Here is a 21,229-nt window from a genome sequence, read left to right on the forward strand (position 1 = left end):
CACCCTCTTTTTCCGTCATAATCATCAGGTTATCTGCTGAATAAGTCCTTGTTTATGGATAGTATGGCATATTTTTTTGCTCTCGTCTTTGTAGAAATTAAACATTCATAGGAATAAAAAGAGGGGAAATAAAAAAGGCGACATCTCATATGATTTCATGAGTGCCACCCAATGTTTATAGCTATCTGATTTATATGGATAAGGCTACAACCTGTCGGCCAAGCATCTGACCTTGCAAAATCGTAGCTAAAGCTTTAGGCAAATCCTCAAGAGAGATCGTGGTAATCAAATGCTCCAGCGCCGTCTCCGGCTTCCATACTCCGCCAAGCTTGGTCCAGAGATCAGCCCGCATTTCTGCGGGACAATACACCGAATCAATGCCCAGCAAGCTTACCCCACGCAAAATATAAGGATGCACCGATGTTTCAAATCTACCGCCTCCGGTCAATCCCGATAACGCAATACTCCCGCCGTATTTGACCGATTTGGCAATCTCTCCAGTAGCTGCCCCGCCCACCGGATCAACGACTCCTGCCCACAGTTCTTTGGACAATACGCCGCGTTTGCTCTGCGAGGCTTCTTCTCTACTAATGACTGCCGAAGCACCCAAGGCCTTGAGCCGGTCGCCGGCTTCCACTTTCCCCGTGGAGGCCACCACTTCAAAGCCCAGTTTGGCTAGTATCGAGACAGCCATGCTGCCGACACCGCCCGTGGCCCCTGTGACCAGAACAGGTCCTTGCTCAGCCGCCAGGCCATTATGAAGCAACCTTTCTATGGACATTGCCGCGGTAAAACCAGCGGTTCCTATCGCCATCGCTTCCAGATTCGTCAGACCTTGAGGCAGCGGCAGCAGCCAATCACCGGGCACCCGAGCCACCTCTGCAAAGCCACCCTCATGGGCTACGCCCAGTCCGTAGCCAGTACAGAGCACCGCGTCTCCGGGGCGGAACCGTTCGTCGCGGGAAGCTATGACCTCTCCGGCCAAATCAATGCCGGGGATGAAGGGATAGCGCTGAACAATCTTGCCATCCTCCAGACTGGCCAAGCCGTCCTTATAGTTCACGCTGGAATAACGCACTGCGATGGTGACATCGGCATCGGGAAGCACAGAAGCATCCACGAGTTCTACGCCTGATTGAAATCCTTCCGGATCCTGATGTATACGGAAAGCGCGAAATTGTTGGTCCATCTCCAAAAACCACCTTACAAATAAGGATTTTCGTGTTTGGCTTGCAGCACTTTCCAGCGCCGCTCGACCTCTTGCTCGAATTCTGCCAAAGCCTCGGCATTTTCCGGCTTCGTTAAATGGCGCGTCTTGCCCATGGTCTTCAACCAGTCCGTAAGAGGTACACGCTTGCTCTTCTCTTCCGGATTGTACGTAATCGCGGTTTGCCCTTTCTCCACTTCGTAAAGCGGGAAGAAACACGAGTTAACCGCAGCATCTACGATGTTCGTCCCTTGATCATCCGGAGAGATCCAGTTGAGCGGACAGGCAATCAGAATTTTACCGTAAACCAGGCCTTCATTTTGTGCATACCATTGGGCCTTCGCCGCCTTCTTCACCAAGTCCTGCGGATAAGCTTCACTACCGGTAAAGACATACGGAATGTTCGTTGCGGCCATAATTTGCGCTGTATCCTTATGCTGGAATGTCTTCCCCTTCTGTACCTTGCCGATATTGGACGTAGAAGTGCGGTGTCCTAGCGGTGTGGAATAGGACAATTGCGCCCCTGTATTCATATAACCTTCATTATCATACTCGATGATAATCATCTTATGATTACGTAGTGCAGCACCAATAGCTGGTCCCATACCGATATCCATTCCGCCGTCGCCGGTTACCATGACAAAGGTAAAGTCATCCTGCAAGCCCAAATCATCTAGTTCGCCTCTGCGTTTGCGTTCCCAGAACATTTCGACCACGCCAGACAAGGTAGCTGCACCATTTTGGAACAGGTTGTGAATGTACGTCGCTTTATGACTGGAATATGGATAACCCGTGGTTACCACCATCGCGCAGCCCGTATGGAACAGAGCGACTATATCCCCCTCAATCCCCTTGAAGAATAGTTCCAGTCCCGAGAATATGCCACAACCAGGACATGCACCATGTCCTGGAGCAATCCGCTTCGGCTTCTTCGTCAAAGAACGCAGCGGTGGAATACGTACGCCCAGCTTACCCGTTTCTTCATTTCTGGTGACTGTAATAAGTCCGGTCTTCAAATCCTCAAATTTCAATGGATTCAGAACACGCTTGGGTAGCTTTTCCTTATCGCCAGCAGTATGACCATAGTAGTCAAATGGAACCTCAACACGGTTCTTCTTCACGGCATCAATAGCCAGCTCGAACAAATGATGTCCATCCTCGGCATAGAATTCCTTGCCGCCCAATCCATAAATCCGGCTAATGACTTGAGTAGTATGATTACCATGTGTGAACAACGCCGCTTTAATCTCGTTAACCATATTGCCACCGTAAGCGCCATAGGAATCGCCACGGTCACCTACCGTAATCGCCTTGACGTTCTTCAATGCCTCAGCAATTTGCTTCTGCGGGAACGGGCGAATCATGTTCGGCGCAATCGATCCGGCCTTGATCCCTTGACGACGCAGATCATCAACAACGTCCTTGATAATCTCGGAGGCCGAGTTCATCAGGAAGACAGCCACTTCTGCATCTTCCATCCGGTACAGGTCCAGCATCTTGTATTCGCGTCCGGTCAGCATCGCATATTCATCGGAAATCCGTTCGAATACATGCTCCGCATTATACATGGCTTCCGACTGTTGATAGCAGTTGTTGATATAATCCGGTTCGTTCATGTATGGTCCAACGGTGATCGGATTATTGCGATCCAAGGTATGTGCGAAGCCCTCTGGTGCGTGTTTGCCTACGAACTTCCACACATCCTCCTGCTTGGCGAAGGTGTGTACCCGGCGCTTCTGGTGAGAGGTGAAATAACCGTCCGATGCCACCAGCACGGGAAGTCTGACTTCAGGATCTTCCGCCAGCTTCAGCGCAATCAGGTTCATGTCATAAACGGCTTGTGGATCGCGACACATCAGAATCGGCCATCCTGTATTGAGCGAGAAGTACAAATCAGAGTGGTCACCGTGAATATTCAGCGGTCCTGAAATCGAACGACAAACCAGGTTCATGACCATCGGGAACCGTGTACCCGATTGAACCGGCATCTGCTCCAGCATATAAAGGTATCCCTGCGCACTGGTTGCATTGAATACCCGGCCCCCGCCTGTGGATGCACCATAGCAAATCCCTGCAGAGCTATGCTCACCATCCGATGGAATCAACTTGATGTCATGTTGGCCGCTTGCTTTCATCAGATCGAGGTATTGGGCTACCTCAGTAGATGGGGAGATCGGAAAATACCCCATTATATGATAATTGATTTGGCTAGCCGCGTAGGCTGCCATTTCATTGCCTGACTCATAAACCACGCGTTGCTCCACAGTACCCGCGCGGCGTTCTTGTTCTAAATCGATCGCCATTGTTCTGCCACCTTTCTACTTTATTAATACAAGTTCAAAAAGTCGAATTCACTCCTCGAACAGCTTCGTTCTGGGAACGACTTTTTGAACTACCTCTATCAGCGAGCCGCTAAATCGAATAAATGTGGAACCCTGTGCTCAGCCGAGTATCCTTCCTCTTCCCGTTCTCCAGACAAAGCATCGGTTGGACAGGCATGGATACATTTCAGGCAACCCTTGCAATATTGATAGTCAATCCCCTTGAGGAACATTTGCGGGCGACCTTTCTTGTCGGGACGTTCCTCCCACACAAAGCAATTATCCGGACATACGTTATCGCACTGGGCACAGTTAATACAGGTCTCTTCCTTGAAGTGAGGCATCATCCCGGAACGCGAGATACTGAGGTCCTTCAGGATGCTGTTGCCCGGATTAACCACAATCCCGCCGATTGGCTGGGTTTCATAACCCAACACCGGTGTATCGGCACGGACAAAGGCAGGCATGCTAACCCCTTCCGGCAAGGCAAACGTCTCAAATACGACCTCGTTGTAGCCCCGATCAAACGTAGCCAAAGCCGGTGCCACAGTCTGCGGATATTTCTTCTCCAGCGATTTGCGGATAACATCCTTCATCGTCTCCGGGTCCAGGAATGAACACAGACGGAACATCGCGCCCAGCATCGCCATATTGACACGGTTCTTCTCTTCCAAAGCAATACCTGTAGCGTCGATAACCGCAATGGTTCCACCCACTAACTTCATCCGTTCCTTTAGTTCTTCCGGCGTGTTGCGTGAGTTTACGAGCACCGTGCTGTCTTCATAAATGCCGCTGATGACGTTCACCGTCTTGGCTAGCGCCTCCTGAAAAATACCTACGATATGCGGGCGTTCCACCGGTGATGTATCACGAATTGGCGTGTTCAGATCACAGAAGCGAATATGCGCCTTGACCGGCGAACCTTTCTTCTCCGAGCCGTAGGAAGAGAAGCTTACTCCATTCAGCCCAGCCCCTTCTACTCCGGCCTCAGCCAGCATTTTCCCCGCCAGGTTTGCACCTAGCCCACCAATGGATTCCAAACGGATTTCAAAAAAACCTAGATCATTTAATTTGGGTAGTTGTACCACGCGTTTGACTCCCTTCTTCGCACATGGCGAGTTCATAACGACGTTTTTATAAGTGTCAAATAAATGCAGAAAAATATTTCTTTCTTAATTTTAAAATTTATCATAAATGTGTTGTGACTTATGTAACTAATGTCATAAAGACATTCTCGTCTTAGGCGAATGCACAGCCCCTGGGCTATAGGAATAAGATAGGTTAATACCGATATTTTAGGAGGAAAAAATTGATGATCCCGATGTATCCCTACTACGGCTCACAAGTGAAGTGCCACGTCCAGCCGATTTCATTTCCGCCACAGCATCAGCCACAGCAGCCTGGACTGGAAACGCTGATGGTTCCCCGTCCCATCTCAGAGAATCCTGATTATGTGGGCAGCGGTAAGCTCAAGGGTAAGGTGGCCATTCTTACGGGAGGCGACAGCGGTATCGGCCGGGCGGTAGCCATTGCTTTTGCCAAGGAAGGCGCAGATCTCGTCATCGTGTATTTGTACGAACATGAGGACGCCAAGGCAACTAAAGACCGGGTGGAGGAGCTAGGTCAACGCTGCCTGCTGATCTGCGGAGACCTGCGGCAAGAGACCTTCTCGAAGTCGATTGTGGAACACACGCTTCACTATTTCGGCACAATTGATATCCTGGTGCTGAATCAGGCCGTGCAATATCCACAGCATAGCATTGAGCATATTTCCGCCGAACAACTCCATCAGACCTATGCTACCAATATTTATCCGATGTTCTATCTCACTCAAGCCGCCCTGCCCTGCCTGAAGCCTGGCAGCACCATTATTAGCACCGCTTCCGTGACAGCTTACCAGGGAGCCCCGCTGCTGATCGACTATTCGTCTACCAAAGGGGCCGTCGTTTCTTTTACCCGCTCCCTCTCGTTGTCACTTGTAGATCGGGGCATTCGGGTGAATGCTGTCGCACCGGGACCCATTTGGACACCGCTCATCCCTTCCAGTTACTCCGCTGAATACGTCTCGACGTTTGGACTGGATACGCCGATGAGACGGGCTGGTCAGCCGTTCGAACTGGCCCCTGTATACGTCTTCCTCGCCTCCCATGATTCCAGCTATGTCACCGGCCAAGTCATCCATGTCAACGGCGGAGCCATGATCACCAGTTAAGCGCTTTGTCGAATGAACCTGCGGACAGCCGATTTATAGCGTTTTTTGCGCTTTCCCGAGAAATAATTGATAAGCAAAAAAAGGACTGCCTCCGCTCTGGCGGTCAGGCAAGTCCTTAGTTGTTGCTGCTGTACTTGGATTATGCTATATGGTTTACTATTCGTCGTGCTGTTGGACATATTCCTCGATCATTTTCTGTTTCAGCTCCCAGGCCTCCTGGCTTAGACTAATCCGGTAGATTTCCGGGTTCATCTTGCGCAGATACTCGGGCCAGAACAAGTTTAATTGCTCGCGATGATGTTGCCGAATTTGCTCCAGGCTTGGAAGCTCATAGACCAGTTCACCGTTCTCGAATATCGTCTGGAGCATAGCTACCGCTTCGAAATTCTTGACCGTCTTCTTAATATAAGGATGCACCGGATCAAACAAGCGAAGGTTATTCCCGGTACGGGCTTGCTCCTCATGCGGGAAGCAGACGTAATCGGCAATCGCCCGACTGCTCTCCTTGTTCACAATGCGCCAAACGTCCTTCCTGCCCGGTGTCGTCACCTTCTCAGGATTGCCGGAGATCTTGATGGTCGGCTCCATCTGACCATTGTTCTCCCTTTCCACCAGCTTGTAGACCCCGCCCAGCGCCGGCTGGTCGGCAGCAGTGATTAATTGGGTGCCCACACCCCAAATGTCAATTCGTGCTCCCTGTGCCTTCAAGTTGAAGATCGTATTCTCGTCCAAATCATTGGAGGCCACGATTTTAACGTAACTCAAACCCGCCTCATCCAGCATTTTACGAGCCTGAATCGACAGGTAAGCCAAGTCGCCGCTGTCCAGACGGATGCTGCTGAGTCGCTTGCCCGCCGCCTCCAGGATCCGTGCCGTCCGTATCGCATTGGGTACTCCACTCTTTAACGTATCAAATGTATCCACTAACAGCGATACCTGATCAGGCAATGCCTTGGCGTAAAGTTCAAAGGCCTCCTGCTCCGAATCGAAGATCTGTACCCAGGAATGGGCGTGCGTGCCCTTGGTAGGAATACCAAAACGCTCTCCTGCGAGTAGATTGGACGTGGCATCGAAGCCCGAGATATAGGCGGCCCTCGCTCCCCAAATCGCGGCATCGGCTTCTTGGGCGCGGCGTGTACCAAATTCCAGCAGCACATCGTGTTCAGCCACTTGCTTGACGCGAGAAGCCTTGGTCGCGATCAAGGTTTGAAAGTTCATAAAGTTCAGCATTGCCGTTTCGATCAATTGAGTCTCCATGATGGTGCCCTGTACCCGAATTAACGGCTCATTGGGGAAGCAAATATCCCCCTCTTGCAGCGAAGACAACGTTCCCTGAAACTTGAAACCACGCAGGAGCTCAAGAAATTCAGGCTTGTAATTCTCTTCCTGCCTGGCCAGATAGTCCAAGTCCTCTTCCGTGAAGCGCAGTCCGCGAATATAGTTGACGATTCGTTCAAGGCCTGCAAATACGGCATAGCCATTACCAAACGGAAGCTTACGGAAGTAGGCTTCGAACACCGTCTCCCGCTGATGCGTGCCATTCACCCAATGGGCATAAATCATGTTGATCTGATATTTATCGGTATGCAATGCTAACCCTGTGGCTGGCATGGAAGTTCATCCCTTTCTGTACCCTGCTATGTATAGATCGATAACTGAGGAGTAAAGTCGGTAAACCGGTACAATTGTGCCGGCCGCTGCGAATACTGATTGGACAGCATCGGCTTGTCATTCTCGTCGCGCACCTCTTCCAGTATGCCTTGGCGGCTGCGTGTGGACGTTATTTTTCGAATAAAATTAAGTTCGGCAAAATCTGGAACAACGGTTTGAATCACTTGATACAATTCACCCAATGTGAAATGTGGTGGCAAGAATTGCTTGGCAATCGTGGTATGAAGCATTTGCTGCTGAATACGCTTATAAGCATCCTGAAGAATCTCCCGGTGATCGAAGGCAAGCTGTAGTTCCTCCAGGGCTTCGCGCACGGTAAACAAGCCTACTTCCTGTGCATCATCCGCAAATTGACGTTTCTCCAGTACCCATTCTTCCACTAGCGCAAAGAAGGCATGAGAAATGATCCAGCCGCGTGGATCACGCCCCGGTGTGCTGTATACCCCCAGATACTCCAGATGGGAGCCGTCAACCCCCGTCTCCTCCTTGAGCTCCCGGCGAGCTGTTTCATACAGGGATTCATCCTCTTGAGAGAAACCTCCGGGCAGGGCCCAAGCCCCGGCAAACGGCCAACTGCGTCGGCGGATCAGCATGACCTTCAAGTCGAAGTGAGGCAAAGACTTGGTAGAGGCTTTGCGCTCCTGCCGGGTTAACGTAAACATCACAATATCTGCCGGTATCCCGTCAGGAGTGCGATATTTCTTAACCTCATTAATTGACTCGCCATGCTCTTGTTCATTGTTCATCACGTATCACCACATCAGTCATATGATAACGCCGACCATGTCTTATGTAAGTTGAACTAATTACATAGCCCGGTCTGGCATTTCGGGTTTACTCTTGTTTCAGAAGCCGGAAAGTGGCAGTGGAAATACAGCCCAGCGTTCCCTCTCCATCCCGCACCTCCGAGCGAAGCGTGAGGGTACGATATGTCTCGTGTAGAGGGAAGGCCGTAGCCACTAGCTCTCCAGCTCGCATCGGGCTCAGGAAGTTGACGTTAAGATGCGTAGTCACCCCAAACTTGCCCTTCAGCGTAGCCACCATCGTTCCCATGGCTTGATCCATCATGGACGACAATACACCCCCATGAACTATGCCCATCGCATTTAAGTGTGAATCCCCCGCCGTAAGTCCTAGCTCTACCCGGCTTGAATCAGCGGAAATCATTCTGAGCCCCAGCAATCCCCAGAAGGACTGCTCATTACGGCGGCTCACTTCTTCATTCCAGTCCATGCATGGTCCTCCTATCCTGTCCTATCTCTGTCTCTAGGTAATCTCTATTCAAAAAGGTGCGGAAGAACATGCCTGAACATGCCTTTCGCACCGACGAATTCAGCTTATTCCCCGTAACCGGACGTCACCGCCGGTTCGCTGCCGGATTCTACATTAACCTTGTTCGACACGGTATCCCGAATCACCGAAACGACCAGTTGCAGCAAATAATTGATATCGCTTTGGCTTTGCTGGAACTCGGTAACCACTGGAATGCCATCCAATTCGTCTTGCAGTTCCTCGATTTCCCGTTCGATCTTCTGGACCATCGTCTGGTTCTGGAAGCTTTCAAAGGCGACAATTTCTTTCTGCTTCTTCTTGATCATACTGATCAGCCCTTGCACCCGTTCGTGCTGCTGAATCAGCTTCTCCGCCTTCTGAAACTGCTGTACTTCCTCGCTTGTGCCGATCAGTTCGGCCAGTTCTCTGGCCTTAGACATAATATCGTCGCGAATCACCAAATCCCGTGAATCAAACTTGGGAATCCCACAATCGCTTTGGTCTTTATGTTCCAACATTATAACCTCCTTGGGACTATGCTAAATTGGCAGTCTCTTTCACTAAATTGCCTTTAATGTACCAAGTCATCGGGTCCGTTATTTCCACATGTACAAAGGTGCCAATTAAATCCTTGTCTCCCTCGAAATGAACCAGTTTGTTGCTGCGGGTACGTCCCGCCAGCACCTGGGCGTTGTTCTTGCTCTCCCCTTCAACCAGCACTTCCACGACCTGGCCCTTTGTCCCGTCATTGCTGCGCCGGCTATACTCCATGATCGCATCGTTCAAGCGAGCTAGCCGAGCCTTCTTCTCTTCTAACGGAACGTTGTCTTCCATGACCGCTGCCGGCGTTCCCTCCCGTGGAGAGTAAACAAAGGTATATGCCGAATCATAGCCGATCTCACGGACTAATGATAGAGTTTCCTCAAATTGGGCTTCCGTTTCCCCGGGGAATCCTACAATAATATCCGTTGTCAGGACGGCGCCGGGAATATTCGCTTTGATCTTTCGCGCCAGTTCCACGTAGTGCTCGCGCGTATACTTGCGGCTCATTTTCTTCAGTACCTCGCTGCTACCCGATTGCACGGGTAGATGGATGTGCTCCACCAGGTTGCCACCCTTAGCCAACACCTCAATAAGCGCATCATCAAAATCTCGTGGATGCGAAGTAGTAAACCGCACTCGCGGAATATCAATTTGACGAATATCATCCATTAAATTAGCAAAAGTGTAACTGATATCGGTAAAATCCTTGCCGTAAGCGTTCACGTTCTGTCCCAGCAAGGTAACTTCCTTATAGCCCTGCCTAGCCAGCTCCCGAACCTCGGCAATGACATCATCAGGACGCCGACTGCGTTCCTTCCCCCGCGTAAACGGTACGATGCAATACGTACAGAACTTATCGCAGCCGTACATAATGTTGACCCAGGCCCGCATCCCTTCCCGCTTCTTCGGCAGGTTCTCGATAATGTCGCCTTCCTTGGACCAGACCTCGACGACCATCTCCTTGCTGAAGATCGCTTCCTGAATCAGATGCGGCAGCCGATGGATATTATGGGTTCCGAAGATCATATCGACAAATCCATGTCTCTGCATGATCCGCTTGACCACACCTTCTTCCTGCGACATGCAGCCGCAGACGCCCAGCAATAGGTTAGGCTTCTCTGTCTTCAGCCCCTTCAGATGCCCTAGTTCGCCAAACACCTTATCCTCGGCGTTCTCACGAATAGCGCACGTATTGAGCAGGATAATATCAGCCTGCTTGCGATCCTCGGTGGAGCGGTAGCCCATCTGCTCCAGCAAGCCCTTGATGGTTTCCGTATCATGCTCGTTCATTTGACAACCATAGGTCGTAATATTGTAAAGCTTGCCTTCCCCGAAGCTCTTCATCTCATCGGGAATACTGAAGTCATAATGCACCTGGACGTCTTCCTTGCCCCGGCGTTTGCCTTCCTTATAGTCAGGGTTGGAATTAATCTGAATATTGCGCCCACGGATACGGTAAGTCGTCTTCCCCTCTTCTTCACTGATGAGCTTGGCATCGCTGAAGTTGAAATATTGGGAATAGTCCTTATCAAGAGGTTTGTTTTGCGGTTTGGGGTCCTTCATCGTTTGCTTCACTTCCTCGTTTCGATATCGCTCTATATTTCATATCAAACCATCATTAATTCTTGAGTTTGCTATTCATGCGTGCGCTTCAAAACTTCTATAAGCATCAATAAAAAATTATACCATAGGCTTATTGGCGATTCCACAACTCCTGGTGTTAAAATTGTTCGAGCACCCGTATGCAACTCCTGTTTCTGCTTATAACAAAGAAGCGGCCCGCCATGACGGCAAACCGCTTCATTTAAATAGAGTTAATAGTATTCTGTGACCGAGGGACGGCTAGAGATAATTCCCTCACTGTCCAGCTTCTTCTTCAAATAAGATTTGTCCGAAGAAATCAGCAGACTCATGACCGCATCCACGACGAATAAAAAGGTAATATGGTTCGACATCATCGCGCTGTTGTTGACGGACATCTTGTCCGGTACGATGATGTTCATCTCCGCTGCTTCCGTGATGGGAGAGGAGTCATAACAGGTAATCGCCACCGTCTTGGCCTGATTCATCTGGGCCGTTGACACCGCAGCAATGATCTCCTGCGTTGCCCCCGAACGGGAAAAGGCAATCACTACGTCCTCCGGGGTAGCCTGCGACGCAGCAATCTTCATCGCGCGGCTGTCACTGCTGGCTTCCGCACTAATTCCGATCAAGGACAGTCGATTCTTAAGAGCCATAGCCGAGAGAAAGGAATCAAAGATGCCGAAGATATGGATGCGTCTGGCCTGCTTGAGCGCCTCCGCTACATAACGCAGCGCATCCTCGGTGATCATCGCGGAGGTATTAATTACAAGCTCATTGTAATCAAGTGCCAGCCCATCGATCGGGGTGATCTCCCGACGTTCCTTCTTCCGTGTTTGCATTTCCCGGTAGAAGGTATCCTGAGCGATGGCAATCTTGAAGTCGTTAAAGCCTTTGAAGCCAATTTTTTTGCAAAAACGGTTAATACTGGTCTCCGAGACGCCAATCTCATTGGCCAGCGCCGTAATCGTATGTTGGGTAATGAATTCGGGTTGATGAATGACGAACTGGGCAATCTGATTTTCACCATAAGTGAACTTCTTGTTCAGCGAAATAATTTTTGCAATTACCGCGGGTACTTGCGAAGCCATGACATGTCCTCCTGCTTGTGCGAGTACCGATTCTTTCGAATACGGTCTCGCGCAATAACGATTTACCTATTATAGCATACGGAGTCCATACTAGCTAAAATTACCTTCCACTTTTTCACATTTTCTGCGAATTGCTCCATCTTTGTTTCACCCGTTTGTATCAGGTACATATGGTCCAGCAGGCTTGGCAAATAGGGAAGTCCGAGCATTTCCTTACAGAAGGCGTGCGCCGCAATCTCGCTGGTCTGCAAGACTGTTGCCTTCCTGCGGAACGGGCCGATTCTGAAGCACTCTACCGGCTCCAGAAGCTCATTAGTAAATTGTCCGCTGCGATACTCCAGCCAGTGATAATATTCATGAGCCAAATGAATGTCCACAATTCTATCAAAGGTAACCGGACCGAGGGCACCTCTAGTCTCAGCCGCAATCTGCAGTTGACGCAGCGACTCACGATATACCGTAATATGCGGCACCTTCCCGCTCCAATCCAATTGAGCCCGCAGCGCCACCTTCATCGTGCCCGTTCCGGCAGACTCAGCCAGCCTGAACTCAATACCCGCTTCCTCCAGAAGCACCCGGATATCCTGACCCTGAAGCGGCCGGGCAGCCCGTCTCCCCGCCCCCAAAGACTGCTCAAGATAATAACCATAGCTACCAGAGTTCAGCTTATGGAATACCGGGTCTCGCTCCAATTCGGCCAAAGCCAATATGTCATCATCAAGCCCCAAGGCGCAAAGATCGAACGCCTGCACTTCATTTTGCCCGCCCGCCATCTCTACCTCACCTCTCTTTGCTTAACCTTTACCCCGTCTACTGATAGGCTACCGCCAGCCACGCTTCCTCTTCACTCAGCATTTCCGTCTCCATATCCACAATCGATAACAATTGCTCCTTGGTCTGCATACCCGTCAGATCCAGCATCTTCTCACGGAAGAACAAGAAAACCTTCGGAATCGTCGCGTTGGCGTCTGAATATATCGTATGCTCATCAAGAAAACCAACAAACCCCTCATCCCGCTGCTTCTTGCTGAATTCCCCGTAATGTACCCCGGCCTGCTTAAAGCGAACAACCCCTTCCCTGTCCACCACACTGACCGCGGTCCGCTTCTTCTTGATCAAGCCAAAGAACGCTTTGCGCACCTCTTCACTGACAAACAGATGCCAACGACCCGTTTGAGCCGCCAGGAACATAGCCTCGACCGCGGCATCTACAGAGCTTGCAGCGATGGCACGCATCTCCGCCTCCGTCATAGCGGCTTGCCCTAAATCCTTGGACCGAAGTTCCGTTGATCCGGTAGCGATGGCACGCAAGATATTCTTCTGATTATCAATTTCAATCGTGACTTCTACCGTATCCTCACTTGCTCCGGACTGCACAATCTTCTCCATAATATCACTGCGAATTCGCTTGATATCCCCCTCGGTGGGGTTGATAACCGTGCGTTCGATCTGTTCCTTCACCATTGCTAGTGCTACGCCAATCGTAGAAATGTAAGGAGCATTCTTGGCGATTTGCCACTTCATGTTCTCCTTCTCAGCCATGGCCGGGATCAAGACGGCTCCGCTGCCACCTCCGCCAACCAAAGTGACGAAGGAGCGGTCCAGTTCATAATCTGCGATCATCTCATTCACGGTCTTCATCGTTTTCTCGATGGCGAGATCCAGAGCCTGCCGCGCCGCCGCCTCGCCGGAAATGCCAAGGTGTGCCCCGAGCGCATCCCAGGCCAAGCGGGCACTTTCTTTCCCGGCATAAGCATAGTCCCCCTCAGGAACGTAGCCAAGCAGATTGGCCGCTCCCGCCAATGTCAGCGAGAATTCCTCGCCGGAGCCGCTTCGGATAATAGCATATTCCTGGGCGTCTCCTTCACGCGGGCTGATAAACACAACGCTAGCGTCCTGCAGTTGCTCCGGGGAAGCGAAGCACTCATAAGCCTTCCCGGCAATATGGGCGCTTCGTGGACCTACATCGGCAATTCGGCCACCGGCAACGCGGATCATGCTGCCACCCGCAATCCCCAGAGTACGAACATCCAGCGATTGCAGGTATGTCCGGTGTCCGCCGACTTGCGCATTTTGAATCATGACTTTCCCGTTCTTGATGACGGAAATATCTACGCTGGTGCCGCCGACCTCAAAGAAAATACCATCGGATATTTTCTCGTACATCAACGCGCCTGCAACGCCTGCCGCAAGTCCGGAGAGCATCGTCAGGATAGGGCGCTTCCGCACCTCCTCAATGCTCATCACCCCCCCATCACAACGCATGATCATTAATTGAGAAGTGATGTTGGCATTAATGACGGATTTTTCGGTCATATTCGCAGTTTCCATCATTTTCGGAATCAAGCTGGCATTAATGACCGCCGTTCTTGTTCTTGTGCGCAGACCATATAATTGCGAAATTTCATGTCCACCTGTTGCAAACACATTGCGACTCGCAGCCGCCTGGGCGATAGCCAGCTCATTGGCCGGGTCATCCACACTATAGGCTTCCGATGCCACAATGACTTCCGCCCCTTGGCTCAGCAATTCGTCCAGAGCTTGCTCCACCGCTTCATCCTTCAGATGCTTGGAATCCAGATACGTATGGTAGCTGTGTAGATACTTACCCGGCGCCAGTTCAATTTGCCCCGGATTGGATTCACTACGCGCACTGAGGCCGTCAAGGCCTGCCCCCATGCCGAGGATGCCTACCTTTGCTACATCCCCCTCCAAAAGCGCATTCGTTGCCTGCGTGGTTCCGTGAGCGATAAAAGCTACGTCCTCCGGGGCAATACCCTTGCTTTGCAGAATGGTCTGCAAGATCTGGACGATCCCCTTGGCCACACCATCTTCATCATGATGGGTGGTCGGAATTTTCATCTTTTCAATAATTTCGAATGTTTCATTGTCCAGCACGACCGCGTCTGTAAATGTCCCGCCGACATCGATACCCACCCTTACTTTTCTACCCATTTCATTGCTCCCTCCTATCTCTCTATAAGCTCGGCAACTTGTTCACCAGGCTCCCACAAGTACTCTCGTACCCTTAAAAAACAACAAACGCACCCCAGATCATCGAGATCAGTACAGCGGTCACCATCCAGGGTAAAGTCCGCTTCAGAATGTCATTAATATCGCTCTTGGTGAAGTCAGCTACCCAAACGTTATGGGAGTTGGTCGGGTCGGATACCGCCTGCACATTACTGACTACCCGAAGTGCCAGCATGGCTGCAATCGGAGTCATCCCTGCGCCAACAAATAAGGCTGCAATGCCGCTCCCTAGTCCCCATACGTTCAACGGACCACGGTAGATAGCCAGCGGCGACAAGATGGTAAAGAACAGGATGTACATGAGTGGACTTCCCGGCAGAACTGCCTCGATCAGTGGCGAAATGATAGCCGTCACCTGTGGTGCCATAACGGCATTTACCAGAATACCGATGCCGATCATCAATCCCAAAGCCCCGGCTACATCCTGAATACCTTCGACCAGCGAACTGGACAGCACGTGCACAGGACGCTTCGGCCAGGACAATAACAACGTAGCCACCGCGCCAATAATAACAGCAGGCACGATATCCATTTTAAATACGAAGACCATAATTACAGGAACTACCGGACTGATCAGCGCGATCGTAGGCACCTTGCGACCATCGGAAGACGGGGAGTTCGCCGGCATCGCCCATGCTTTGCGGCCCTTACCATCCCGGCGGGCATAAAATACGATCATAATCATGCTAATCACAATCAGCGGAAGAGCTGCAATGAGCGTGTAGTTCGCGATAGTAGCTACCGGTAGTCCCATCACATCTACATACACCGCCCAGTTCGATACATTAAACAGGACACCAACGCCAACGGAGGTCAGTAATACAACCGAGGACAAGAATTGGCTAATTCCTGCGGTCAGCATAATCGGGATAATAATGGTACCTACGAGGATAACCATTCCCAGACCGCTTGCGGCGGAGAAAATGACCGAAGCGGTTACAAAGAACAGCAGCGCAATCAGAATCGGCTTATCCCCCGCCAATTCTGCAGCCTTACGAATGATCGCTTTAGTTACGCCTACTTTGTTCAGAATTTGACCGAACCAGGCACCAAAGATCAAGCCTGCTATCGCAGTTGACAATCGCATAGAGCCTTGAGCCAGGATCGTCCCGCTAATCGTAGCTGTATCAGGAGTACCTGAAGACCATGGCACGCCCGCAATCAGTGCAAACAATATCGCCATACTTGGCAGCGCCAGGATGGTAGGCAGCTTCCGGGTCATCATTAATGCTGCAAACAGAATAAATACGAGTAATATGCCAATCGCCTGTATCCACATTATCGAACTCATCGTTCAAATCTCCTTTTAATGTTCAAATTGGAGTTCTCCATCAGCCTCTTATACCTCCAGATAAGCTCCCTGTTCCTTCAATACTTGCTGCACCTTGGTAACGTCCACCTCCTGAACGTTCAAGCCCTGCAAAGCGGCCTGGGCAGCAGCCACCCCGCCCGCATGTCCAATTGCCCCGGTGGTTGGCGTCGTTCTCACCGCAGCCTGTGCTTCAAAGGTAGCAGATAGACAACGTCCAATCACGATGACGTTATTAAGGGAGGGGGTCACAAGACAACGGTACGGAATGCTATACATCCCGCCCCATTCCAGCTTCTCATGCTTCGTCCCTTCTCCGTCAGGGTTATGAATGTCAATGGGATATCCCGAATGGGCAATCGTATCCTCAAATGGGGTCTGGGAGAGGATATCCGCCGCAGTCAGCGTGTATAGGCCAACGATTTGACGGGAACCTCGTACACCGATCGAAGGACCGGTTGATTCTACGATAGCGTTTTCAAAACCCGGTATATACTTTTTGACGAACAGCTCCAATTCTCTGCACTGCTTCCGTCCCACGGTCTCTGCGCGGCTCAAGCTCCAGGCATCTGTCCCGTCATGTCCAAGAATCCGCGTTGTATTCAGGATCACCTCGCCGGGGGTATTGGTCTCAAAGAAAAGAATATCCTCACGCGGAATGGAGATTTCGCCGCGCTCTTTGGCTTGCTTGAACAGGCTGACGAAGCCAGCGGTTGACAATCTTGGAGCATCCTCAATAATGGAGGTATCCCCCTTGTACAGCGGGAAATCCTCGGGATGCGCATGGATATAGGCCTTTACCTTGGCGATATCCACATTGATCATCTTCATTTTCAACGTCATCGGCTGCATAGCTCCATCGCTTTCGCGTCCTTTGGTGAAGGCTGCACCTGCACGGACGGACAGATCTCCGTCGCCAGTCGCATCAATAAAGACTTTGGCTGCGAGCTTGCTTAAGCCAGACTTGTTGCATACGGTAATCTCTGTGATTCGCTGGTCTTCGGTATGCACCTCGGCCAGCATAGTGTGATACAGAATTTGTCCCCCATTTTCCAGAATCATTGATTCCAGTTCCACTTTGAGCGCTTCAGCATCAAACGGGGTGACCGAATACGTGAACCCTACGGTGTCGAAAATATGTCCTGGTGATTTGCCTATTCCTTTCAATCTCTCAATCAGTTCGTTGGTCAAGCCTTGAATAGCCAGCTTCTCTCCAGCGTGAAAGGTCATCATGGGACCTACGCCGTTAGCGGTCAGCGTCCCTCCCAGGTAGCCCTGAGATTCTACGATCAGTGTCTTCGCTCCCGACTTGGCGGCGGCTACAGCAGCCATCACGCCGGATATGCCGCCTCCTACCACAATGACGTCCAATGCTTCCATCTGTTTAACTCCTCCTTATTTGCGGTTTAGCTGTTTCATGAGTATTAAATTAACAGATCAAATCGGCTTTGTAAATGATTATGTTTATTTTTTTCTTTATTTCCGTTTATTTAGAAAATTATTTTCTTTACTTATTGATCTCTAATTTTTATACTGTGTAATAGATTAATGTATGCGTTTTATTTTACAAAATTTATAGAGTCTAAGGAGTTGGAATCAAGTATGAAGCAAGTATTGGAGCAATTAAAGGGGCAACTTATCGTATCCTGTCAGGCTTACGCAGGAGAGTCATTATACGGTAGCCATATCATGACCGCCATGGCGAATGCCGCGAAAGATGGCGGAGCCGCCGCTATTCGCGCCAATTCCCCGCAGGATGTTGCTGCTATTAAAGAAGGCTGCGGGCTTCCTGTCATCGGAATCTGGAAGAAAAGTTATGCTGATTCGGAGGTATATATTACGCCCTGCCTATCTGATATAGAACTGCTCTTCGACGCTGGTGCCGACATTGTAGCTGTGGATGCGACAGCACGGGTAAGGCCTGGGGGTGAAAGCTTGGAAGCCTTGGTAGCCGGTGTCAAACGGCAGCCGGGACGTTTGCTGATGGCTGATGTGTCTACCTTGGAAGAAGGATTGGCAGCAGCAGAACTTGGCTTTGACCTCATCTCTACCACCTTGTCCGGATACACTCCTTACAGTAGACAAAGTAAGGACCCGGACTTCAAGCTGTTGGAGGAGCTGTCCAGCTCCGTACAGGTTCCGGTCATTGCCGAAGGTCGAATCCGCACGCCGGAGCAAGCAGCAGCGGCACTTCAGGCCGGAGCATACGCTGTGGTCGTTGGGACAGTCATCACTCGTCCGCATACGATTACTGGGGAATTTGCTCAAGCTCTGCATGCTGTAGCTAGTAAAATCGAGGAAGGCCGATGAGCCGCCAACGCTACGCTATCGCCATCGATCTGGGCGGCACCGGCATCAAATCAGCGCTGGTAAGTGCAGATGGCAGTGTAGAACACTTTCACACCGTACCCACAGAAGCGGGTCAAGGCCGGGAGGCCTTGCTGTCCAAGCTGTTCCGGCTAATTGCAGATCATCGCCGGACTGCTGAACAAGAAGGCTTGCCGTTGCTAGGCATAGGTGTAGGAACCGCAGGAACGGTGGATTCGTCCGGAACCGTAGCCTACGCGACCGAGCATCTGCCCGGGTGGACTGGTACCCCTCTGCGCAAGCTGCTGGATCAGGAATTCGGGCTGCCTTGCGTCGTTGTGAACGATGTCCACGCGATTGCGCTCGGCGAGCAATGGCAAGGTGCGGCCCGAGGCATGGCTCATTTAATCTGTGTTGCTCTCGGAACCGGAATCGGTGGCTGTATCATCCGAAATGGCACCATATTTGCTGGAGACGACGGTTATGCCGGTGGTTTCGGACACCATATTGTCGCCATGGGTGGACTCCCTTGCAGTTGCGGCAATCGCGGCTGCTGGGAGAATTATGCTTCTGTGAGTGGACTGAAGCTTCTGATGCGTGAGCAAGGCGCTCCCGGACTCTGGATCGAAAATCCGAGAGAACTGTTCGTCAAGGCTCGAAGTAGCGACCCACTAGCTCAACAGATCGTAGCCCAGTACGGGGAGCGGATCGCCATAGGCCTGGCTAACCTGACACATACGCTTAATTCCCGCCATTTTCTGCTCGCCGGAGCGATTACTGGGCAAGGCGAGTTTCTGCTGAAAAACATTCGGGAGCCGTTACACCGGATGGTCATGCCTGTTTACCAAGGCGATGGAATTCACCTCTATCCTGCTGGATTAGGTGAACAAGCCGGGGTTATGGGCGCTGCATCCATCGTTCCTGGAATGCGAGAATGAATAATATCCATATATTGGATTTATTAAAAACTCCTTTTTTTGCAAATAATCAGCATATATTTCCAATCTCTTCTCTGCTGAAAGGAGCTTATTTATGCCTACATGGGTGGAAGTCATTCTGCGTACGCTGGTAGCCGCGGTGGTGCTGTTTATCATCACCCGTTTGCTCGGCAAAAGGCAAATCTCCCAGCTTAGCTTCTTTGAATACACAACCGGCATCACCATAGGCAGTCTTGCTGCCTACATCTCACTGGATGTGGATGTCAAGTGGTACATTGGGCTGGTGGCGGTAGGCGTCTGGTTTCTCATTTCCATTGGCGTAGAATATGTGCAACTTAAGAGCAAACGATTTCGAAGCTGGATTGACAGCACAAGTACCGTGTTGATCAAGGACGGAAAGATTTTGGAGGGTAATCTAAAAAAAGAGCGACTCACCAATGAGGAACTGCTGGAGCAACTAAGAAAGAAGAGTATCTTCAAGACAGCCGAGGTGGAATTTGCTGTGATGGAGCCAGATGGTCAAATCAATGCCTTGTTGAAAACAGAGCACCAGCCCCTCACCCCCGCGCAGCTTGGACTTGAGGTTGCCCCGGAGTCTGAGCCGCAGACCATTATTCTCGATGGTAGCATCATAAACGAGCCACTGGCCAATCTAGGGCTTAGCCACCGCTGGTTGCATAACGAACTCAACAAGCTGGGTGTGACGCTCGAACAGGTCAATCTGGGCCAAGTTGACGCTTACGGTCAATTTTACGTCGACCTGTACGATGACCGGATCCATATTCCACAGCCGCAAGAGGAAGCCGTTCTGTTAGCCCAACTCAAGAAATGCGAAGAGGTGCTGCAATCACTGGCCCACTCAGCCGCCGATGATAAGACCAAGCAGCTTTACGGGAATTGCTCATCCACGCTGGAACAAGTGATTGATCAGATGAAGGGATTGGCCAAGCAAATGCCACAACATTAAAGTTAAACCCGAATACCCTCAGATGGATAAATGAAAAAGGGCTGGCTTCGGCGAATTTTACGCCAAGGCTAGCCCTATGTTTATTTTAAAGTAATGCTCGGCTGGATTAGTCGATGATTTCAGCCGTATCGCCCGTTTTGGCACCCGAAGCATTCGCTTCATCCGTATCAATGTGCATATCCAAGGCAAAGTTGTCCGACACGCGAGCAACGACATTCTCCAATACGAGACCACGTTCTCCGCCCAAACGAACTTTCAACATTTGCTTGTCCTTAATACCCCACTTCTCGGCATCCGAGGTGTGGAAGTGAATGTGACGGGCAGCAACGATGACGCCTTCCTTCAATTCAATTTCACCTGCTGGACCTTTAACCGTAATTCCAGGTGTTCCATCAATGTTCCCGGATTCACGAACCGGAGCTTTCACACCGATCGCGAAGGAATCTGTACGGGAAATTTCCAATTGGGAAGCCGGGCGAGCCGGGCCCAAAATACGAACCTTATCAAATTGCCCTTTCGTTCCGATGACGGCTACTTGCTCATTGGCAGCAAATTGGCCAGGTTGCGACAAAGGCTTGAATTCAGTAAGCTGATATCCTTGTCCAAACAAAATTTCGATATGCTCCTGGGTCAGATGGATATGACGTGCAGATACGCCGACAGGTACATTTTTGCTCATGTCTACTAACACTCCTCGTATATTCTCTATATCGTTAACAACTGACATCGTCCTTCATTATACACCTATTGCCGCAAAAAAGGAAAAGACGTCCATGA

Annotated in this window: 18 protein-coding genes; 4 read left to right on the forward strand and 14 right to left on the reverse strand. The window is 50.7% G+C overall.

The features are described from left to right. Positions 1 to 190 precede the first annotated feature (190 nt). From AC1VOR_RS01375 to AC1VOR_RS01385, 3 genes are all read right to left on the reverse strand, one after another. Positions 191 to 1,189, reverse strand: coding sequence for an acrylyl-CoA reductase family protein (locus AC1VOR_RS01375; RefSeq protein ID WP_482615331.1), 999 nt, complete (start codon positions 1,187 to 1,189; stop codon positions 191 to 193). Positions 1,190 to 1,203: 14 nt separating this feature from the next. Beyond that, positions 1,204 to 3,510, reverse strand: coding sequence for a thiamine pyrophosphate-dependent enzyme (locus AC1VOR_RS01380; protein WP_482615333.1), 2,307 nt, complete (start codon positions 3,508 to 3,510; stop codon positions 1,204 to 1,206). 98 nt (positions 3,511 to 3,608) lie between these two features. After that, on the reverse strand, positions 3,609 to 4,616 hold the full coding sequence (locus tag AC1VOR_RS01385) for a 2-oxoacid:acceptor oxidoreductase family protein (protein ID WP_482615334.1): 1,008 nt from the start codon (positions 4,614 to 4,616) through the stop codon (positions 3,609 to 3,611). Positions 4,617 to 4,840: 224 nt separating this feature from the next. Between AC1VOR_RS01385 and AC1VOR_RS01390 the strand changes: the two genes are divergently transcribed. After that, positions 4,841 to 5,740 (forward strand): SDR family oxidoreductase, encoded by a 900-nt coding sequence (locus AC1VOR_RS01390; protein WP_482615336.1) that lies wholly within the window; start codon positions 4,841 to 4,843, stop codon positions 5,738 to 5,740. A gap of 156 nt (positions 5,741 to 5,896) precedes the next feature. Here AC1VOR_RS01390 and AC1VOR_RS01395 read toward each other — a convergent pair whose 3' ends face one another. The 10 genes from AC1VOR_RS01395 to AC1VOR_RS01440 form a co-directional block, all read right to left on the reverse strand. Beyond that, a complete protein-coding gene (locus AC1VOR_RS01395; protein WP_482615338.1) occupies positions 5,897 to 7,351 on the reverse strand; it encodes a nicotinate phosphoribosyltransferase in 1,455 nt (484 codons plus the stop codon). 26 nt (positions 7,352 to 7,377) lie between these two features. Further along, positions 7,378 to 8,157 (reverse strand): NUDIX domain-containing protein, encoded by a 780-nt coding sequence (locus AC1VOR_RS01400; protein WP_482615340.1) that lies wholly within the window; start codon positions 8,155 to 8,157, stop codon positions 7,378 to 7,380. An 88-nt stretch (positions 8,158 to 8,245) separates the two neighbouring features. After that, on the reverse strand, positions 8,246 to 8,644 hold the full coding sequence (locus AC1VOR_RS01405) for a PaaI family thioesterase (protein ID WP_482615341.1): 399 nt from the start codon (positions 8,642 to 8,644) through the stop codon (positions 8,246 to 8,248). Positions 8,645 to 8,748: 104 nt separating this feature from the next. After that, complete coding sequence (locus tag AC1VOR_RS01410; protein WP_482615343.1) at positions 8,749 to 9,201, reverse strand: YlbF/YmcA family competence regulator; 453 nt, start codon at positions 9,199 to 9,201, stop codon at positions 8,749 to 8,751. A 16-nt stretch (positions 9,202 to 9,217) separates the two neighbouring features. Continuing rightward, positions 9,218 to 10,789 carry a tRNA (N6-isopentenyl adenosine(37)-C2)-methylthiotransferase MiaB gene (miaB, locus tag AC1VOR_RS01415; RefSeq protein WP_482615344.1) on the reverse strand — a complete coding sequence of 524 codons (1,572 nt, stop codon included), beginning with the start codon at positions 10,787 to 10,789 and terminating at the stop codon, positions 9,218 to 9,220. A gap of 251 nt (positions 10,790 to 11,040) precedes the next feature. Further along, positions 11,041 to 11,898 (reverse strand): MurR/RpiR family transcriptional regulator, encoded by an 858-nt coding sequence (locus AC1VOR_RS01420; RefSeq protein ID WP_482615346.1) that lies wholly within the window; start codon positions 11,896 to 11,898, stop codon positions 11,041 to 11,043. A 62-nt stretch (positions 11,899 to 11,960) separates the two neighbouring features. Then, entirely contained in the window at positions 11,961 to 12,671 is a 711-nt protein-coding gene (locus AC1VOR_RS01425; protein ID WP_482615348.1) for a hypothetical protein, read from the reverse strand. A gap of 37 nt (positions 12,672 to 12,708) precedes the next feature. Further along, the gene (locus AC1VOR_RS01430; RefSeq protein WP_482615350.1) at positions 12,709 to 14,853 is read right to left on the reverse strand and encodes a hydantoinase/oxoprolinase family protein; all 2,145 of its coding nucleotides are present in this window, start codon (positions 14,851 to 14,853) and stop codon (positions 12,709 to 12,711) included. A gap of 73 nt (positions 14,854 to 14,926) precedes the next feature. After that, complete coding sequence (locus AC1VOR_RS01435; RefSeq protein WP_482615351.1) at positions 14,927 to 16,222, reverse strand: transporter permease; 1,296 nt, start codon at positions 16,220 to 16,222, stop codon at positions 14,927 to 14,929. Between the two features lie 48 nt (positions 16,223 to 16,270). Then, positions 16,271 to 17,620, reverse strand: a complete 1,350-nt coding sequence (locus AC1VOR_RS01440; protein WP_482615353.1) for an FAD-dependent oxidoreductase — start codon at positions 17,618 to 17,620, stop codon at positions 16,271 to 16,273. A 222-nt stretch (positions 17,621 to 17,842) separates the two neighbouring features. Between AC1VOR_RS01440 and AC1VOR_RS01445 the strand changes: the two genes are divergently transcribed. From AC1VOR_RS01445 to AC1VOR_RS01455, 3 genes are all read left to right on the forward strand, one after another. Continuing rightward, complete coding sequence (locus AC1VOR_RS01445) at positions 17,843 to 18,550, forward strand: N-acetylmannosamine-6-phosphate 2-epimerase (RefSeq protein ID WP_482615354.1); 708 nt, start codon at positions 17,843 to 17,845, stop codon at positions 18,548 to 18,550. After that, positions 18,547 to 19,485: an ROK family protein gene (locus tag AC1VOR_RS01450; RefSeq protein ID WP_482615355.1), complete on the forward strand. Its 939-nt coding sequence runs from the start codon at positions 18,547 to 18,549 to the stop codon at positions 19,483 to 19,485. Before AC1VOR_RS01445 ends, AC1VOR_RS01450 begins: the two co-directional genes overlap by 4 nt. Positions 19,486 to 19,579: 94 nt before the next feature. Continuing rightward, positions 19,580 to 20,452, forward strand: a complete 873-nt coding sequence (locus AC1VOR_RS01455; protein ID WP_482615356.1) for a DUF421 domain-containing protein — start codon at positions 19,580 to 19,582, stop codon at positions 20,450 to 20,452. A 106-nt stretch (positions 20,453 to 20,558) separates the two neighbouring features. Here the strand turns inward: AC1VOR_RS01455 and pduL are convergent, their stop codons facing one another. Continuing rightward, positions 20,559 to 21,131, reverse strand: coding sequence for a phosphate propanoyltransferase (gene pduL / locus AC1VOR_RS01460; protein WP_059053405.1), 573 nt, complete (start codon positions 21,129 to 21,131; stop codon positions 20,559 to 20,561). Between the last annotated feature and the right edge of the window lie 98 nt (positions 21,132 to 21,229).

The organism is Paenibacillus sp. 1SOY10, from assembly GCF_056836745.1.

What these genes read in the sequence shown, in the direction of transcription:
- AC1VOR_RS01375 (WP_482615331.1), bottom strand. Translation starts at nt 1,189, where the DNA reads ATGGACCAACAATTTCGCGCTTTCCGTATACATCAGGATCCGGAAGGA.
- AC1VOR_RS01380 (WP_482615333.1), bottom strand. Translation starts at nt 3,510, where the DNA reads ATGGCGATCGATTTAGAACAAGAACGCCGCGCGGGTACTGTGGAGCAA.
- AC1VOR_RS01390 (WP_482615336.1), top strand. Translation starts at nt 4,841, where the DNA reads ATGATCCCGATGTATCCCTACTACGGCTCACAAGTGAAGTGCCACGTC.
- AC1VOR_RS01395 (WP_482615338.1), bottom strand. Translation starts at nt 7,351, where the DNA reads ATGCCAGCCACAGGGTTAGCATTGCATACCGATAAATATCAGATCAAC.
- AC1VOR_RS01400 (WP_482615340.1), bottom strand. Translation starts at nt 8,157, where the DNA reads ATGAACAATGAACAAGAGCATGGCGAGTCAATTAATGAGGTTAAGAAA.
- AC1VOR_RS01405 (WP_482615341.1), bottom strand. Translation starts at nt 8,644, where the DNA reads ATGGACTGGAATGAAGAAGTGAGCCGCCGTAATGAGCAGTCCTTCTGG.
- AC1VOR_RS01410 (WP_482615343.1), bottom strand. Translation starts at nt 9,201, where the DNA reads ATGTTGGAACATAAAGACCAAAGCGATTGTGGGATTCCCAAGTTTGAT.
- miaB (WP_482615344.1), bottom strand. Translation starts at nt 10,789, where the DNA reads ATGAAGGACCCCAAACCGCAAAACAAACCTCTTGATAAGGACTATTCC.
- AC1VOR_RS01420 (WP_482615346.1), bottom strand. Translation starts at nt 11,898, where the DNA reads ATGGCTTCGCAAGTACCCGCGGTAATTGCAAAAATTATTTCGCTGAAC.
- AC1VOR_RS01425 (WP_482615348.1), bottom strand. Translation starts at nt 12,671, where the DNA reads ATGGCGGGCGGGCAAAATGAAGTGCAGGCGTTCGATCTTTGCGCCTTG.
- AC1VOR_RS01430 (WP_482615350.1), bottom strand. Translation starts at nt 14,853, where the DNA reads ATGGGTAGAAAAGTAAGGGTGGGTATCGATGTCGGCGGGACATTTACA.
- AC1VOR_RS01435 (WP_482615351.1), bottom strand. Translation starts at nt 16,222, where the DNA reads ATGAGTTCGATAATGTGGATACAGGCGATTGGCATATTACTCGTATTT.
- AC1VOR_RS01440 (WP_482615353.1), bottom strand. Translation starts at nt 17,620, where the DNA reads ATGGAAGCATTGGACGTCATTGTGGTAGGAGGCGGCATATCCGGCGTG.
- AC1VOR_RS01445 (WP_482615354.1), top strand. Translation starts at nt 17,843, where the DNA reads ATGAAGCAAGTATTGGAGCAATTAAAGGGGCAACTTATCGTATCCTGT.
- AC1VOR_RS01450 (WP_482615355.1), top strand. Translation starts at nt 18,547, where the DNA reads ATGAGCCGCCAACGCTACGCTATCGCCATCGATCTGGGCGGCACCGGC.
- AC1VOR_RS01455 (WP_482615356.1), top strand. Translation starts at nt 19,580, where the DNA reads ATGCCTACATGGGTGGAAGTCATTCTGCGTACGCTGGTAGCCGCGGTG.
- pduL (WP_059053405.1), bottom strand. Translation starts at nt 21,131, where the DNA reads ATGAGCAAAAATGTACCTGTCGGCGTATCTGCACGTCATATCCATCTG.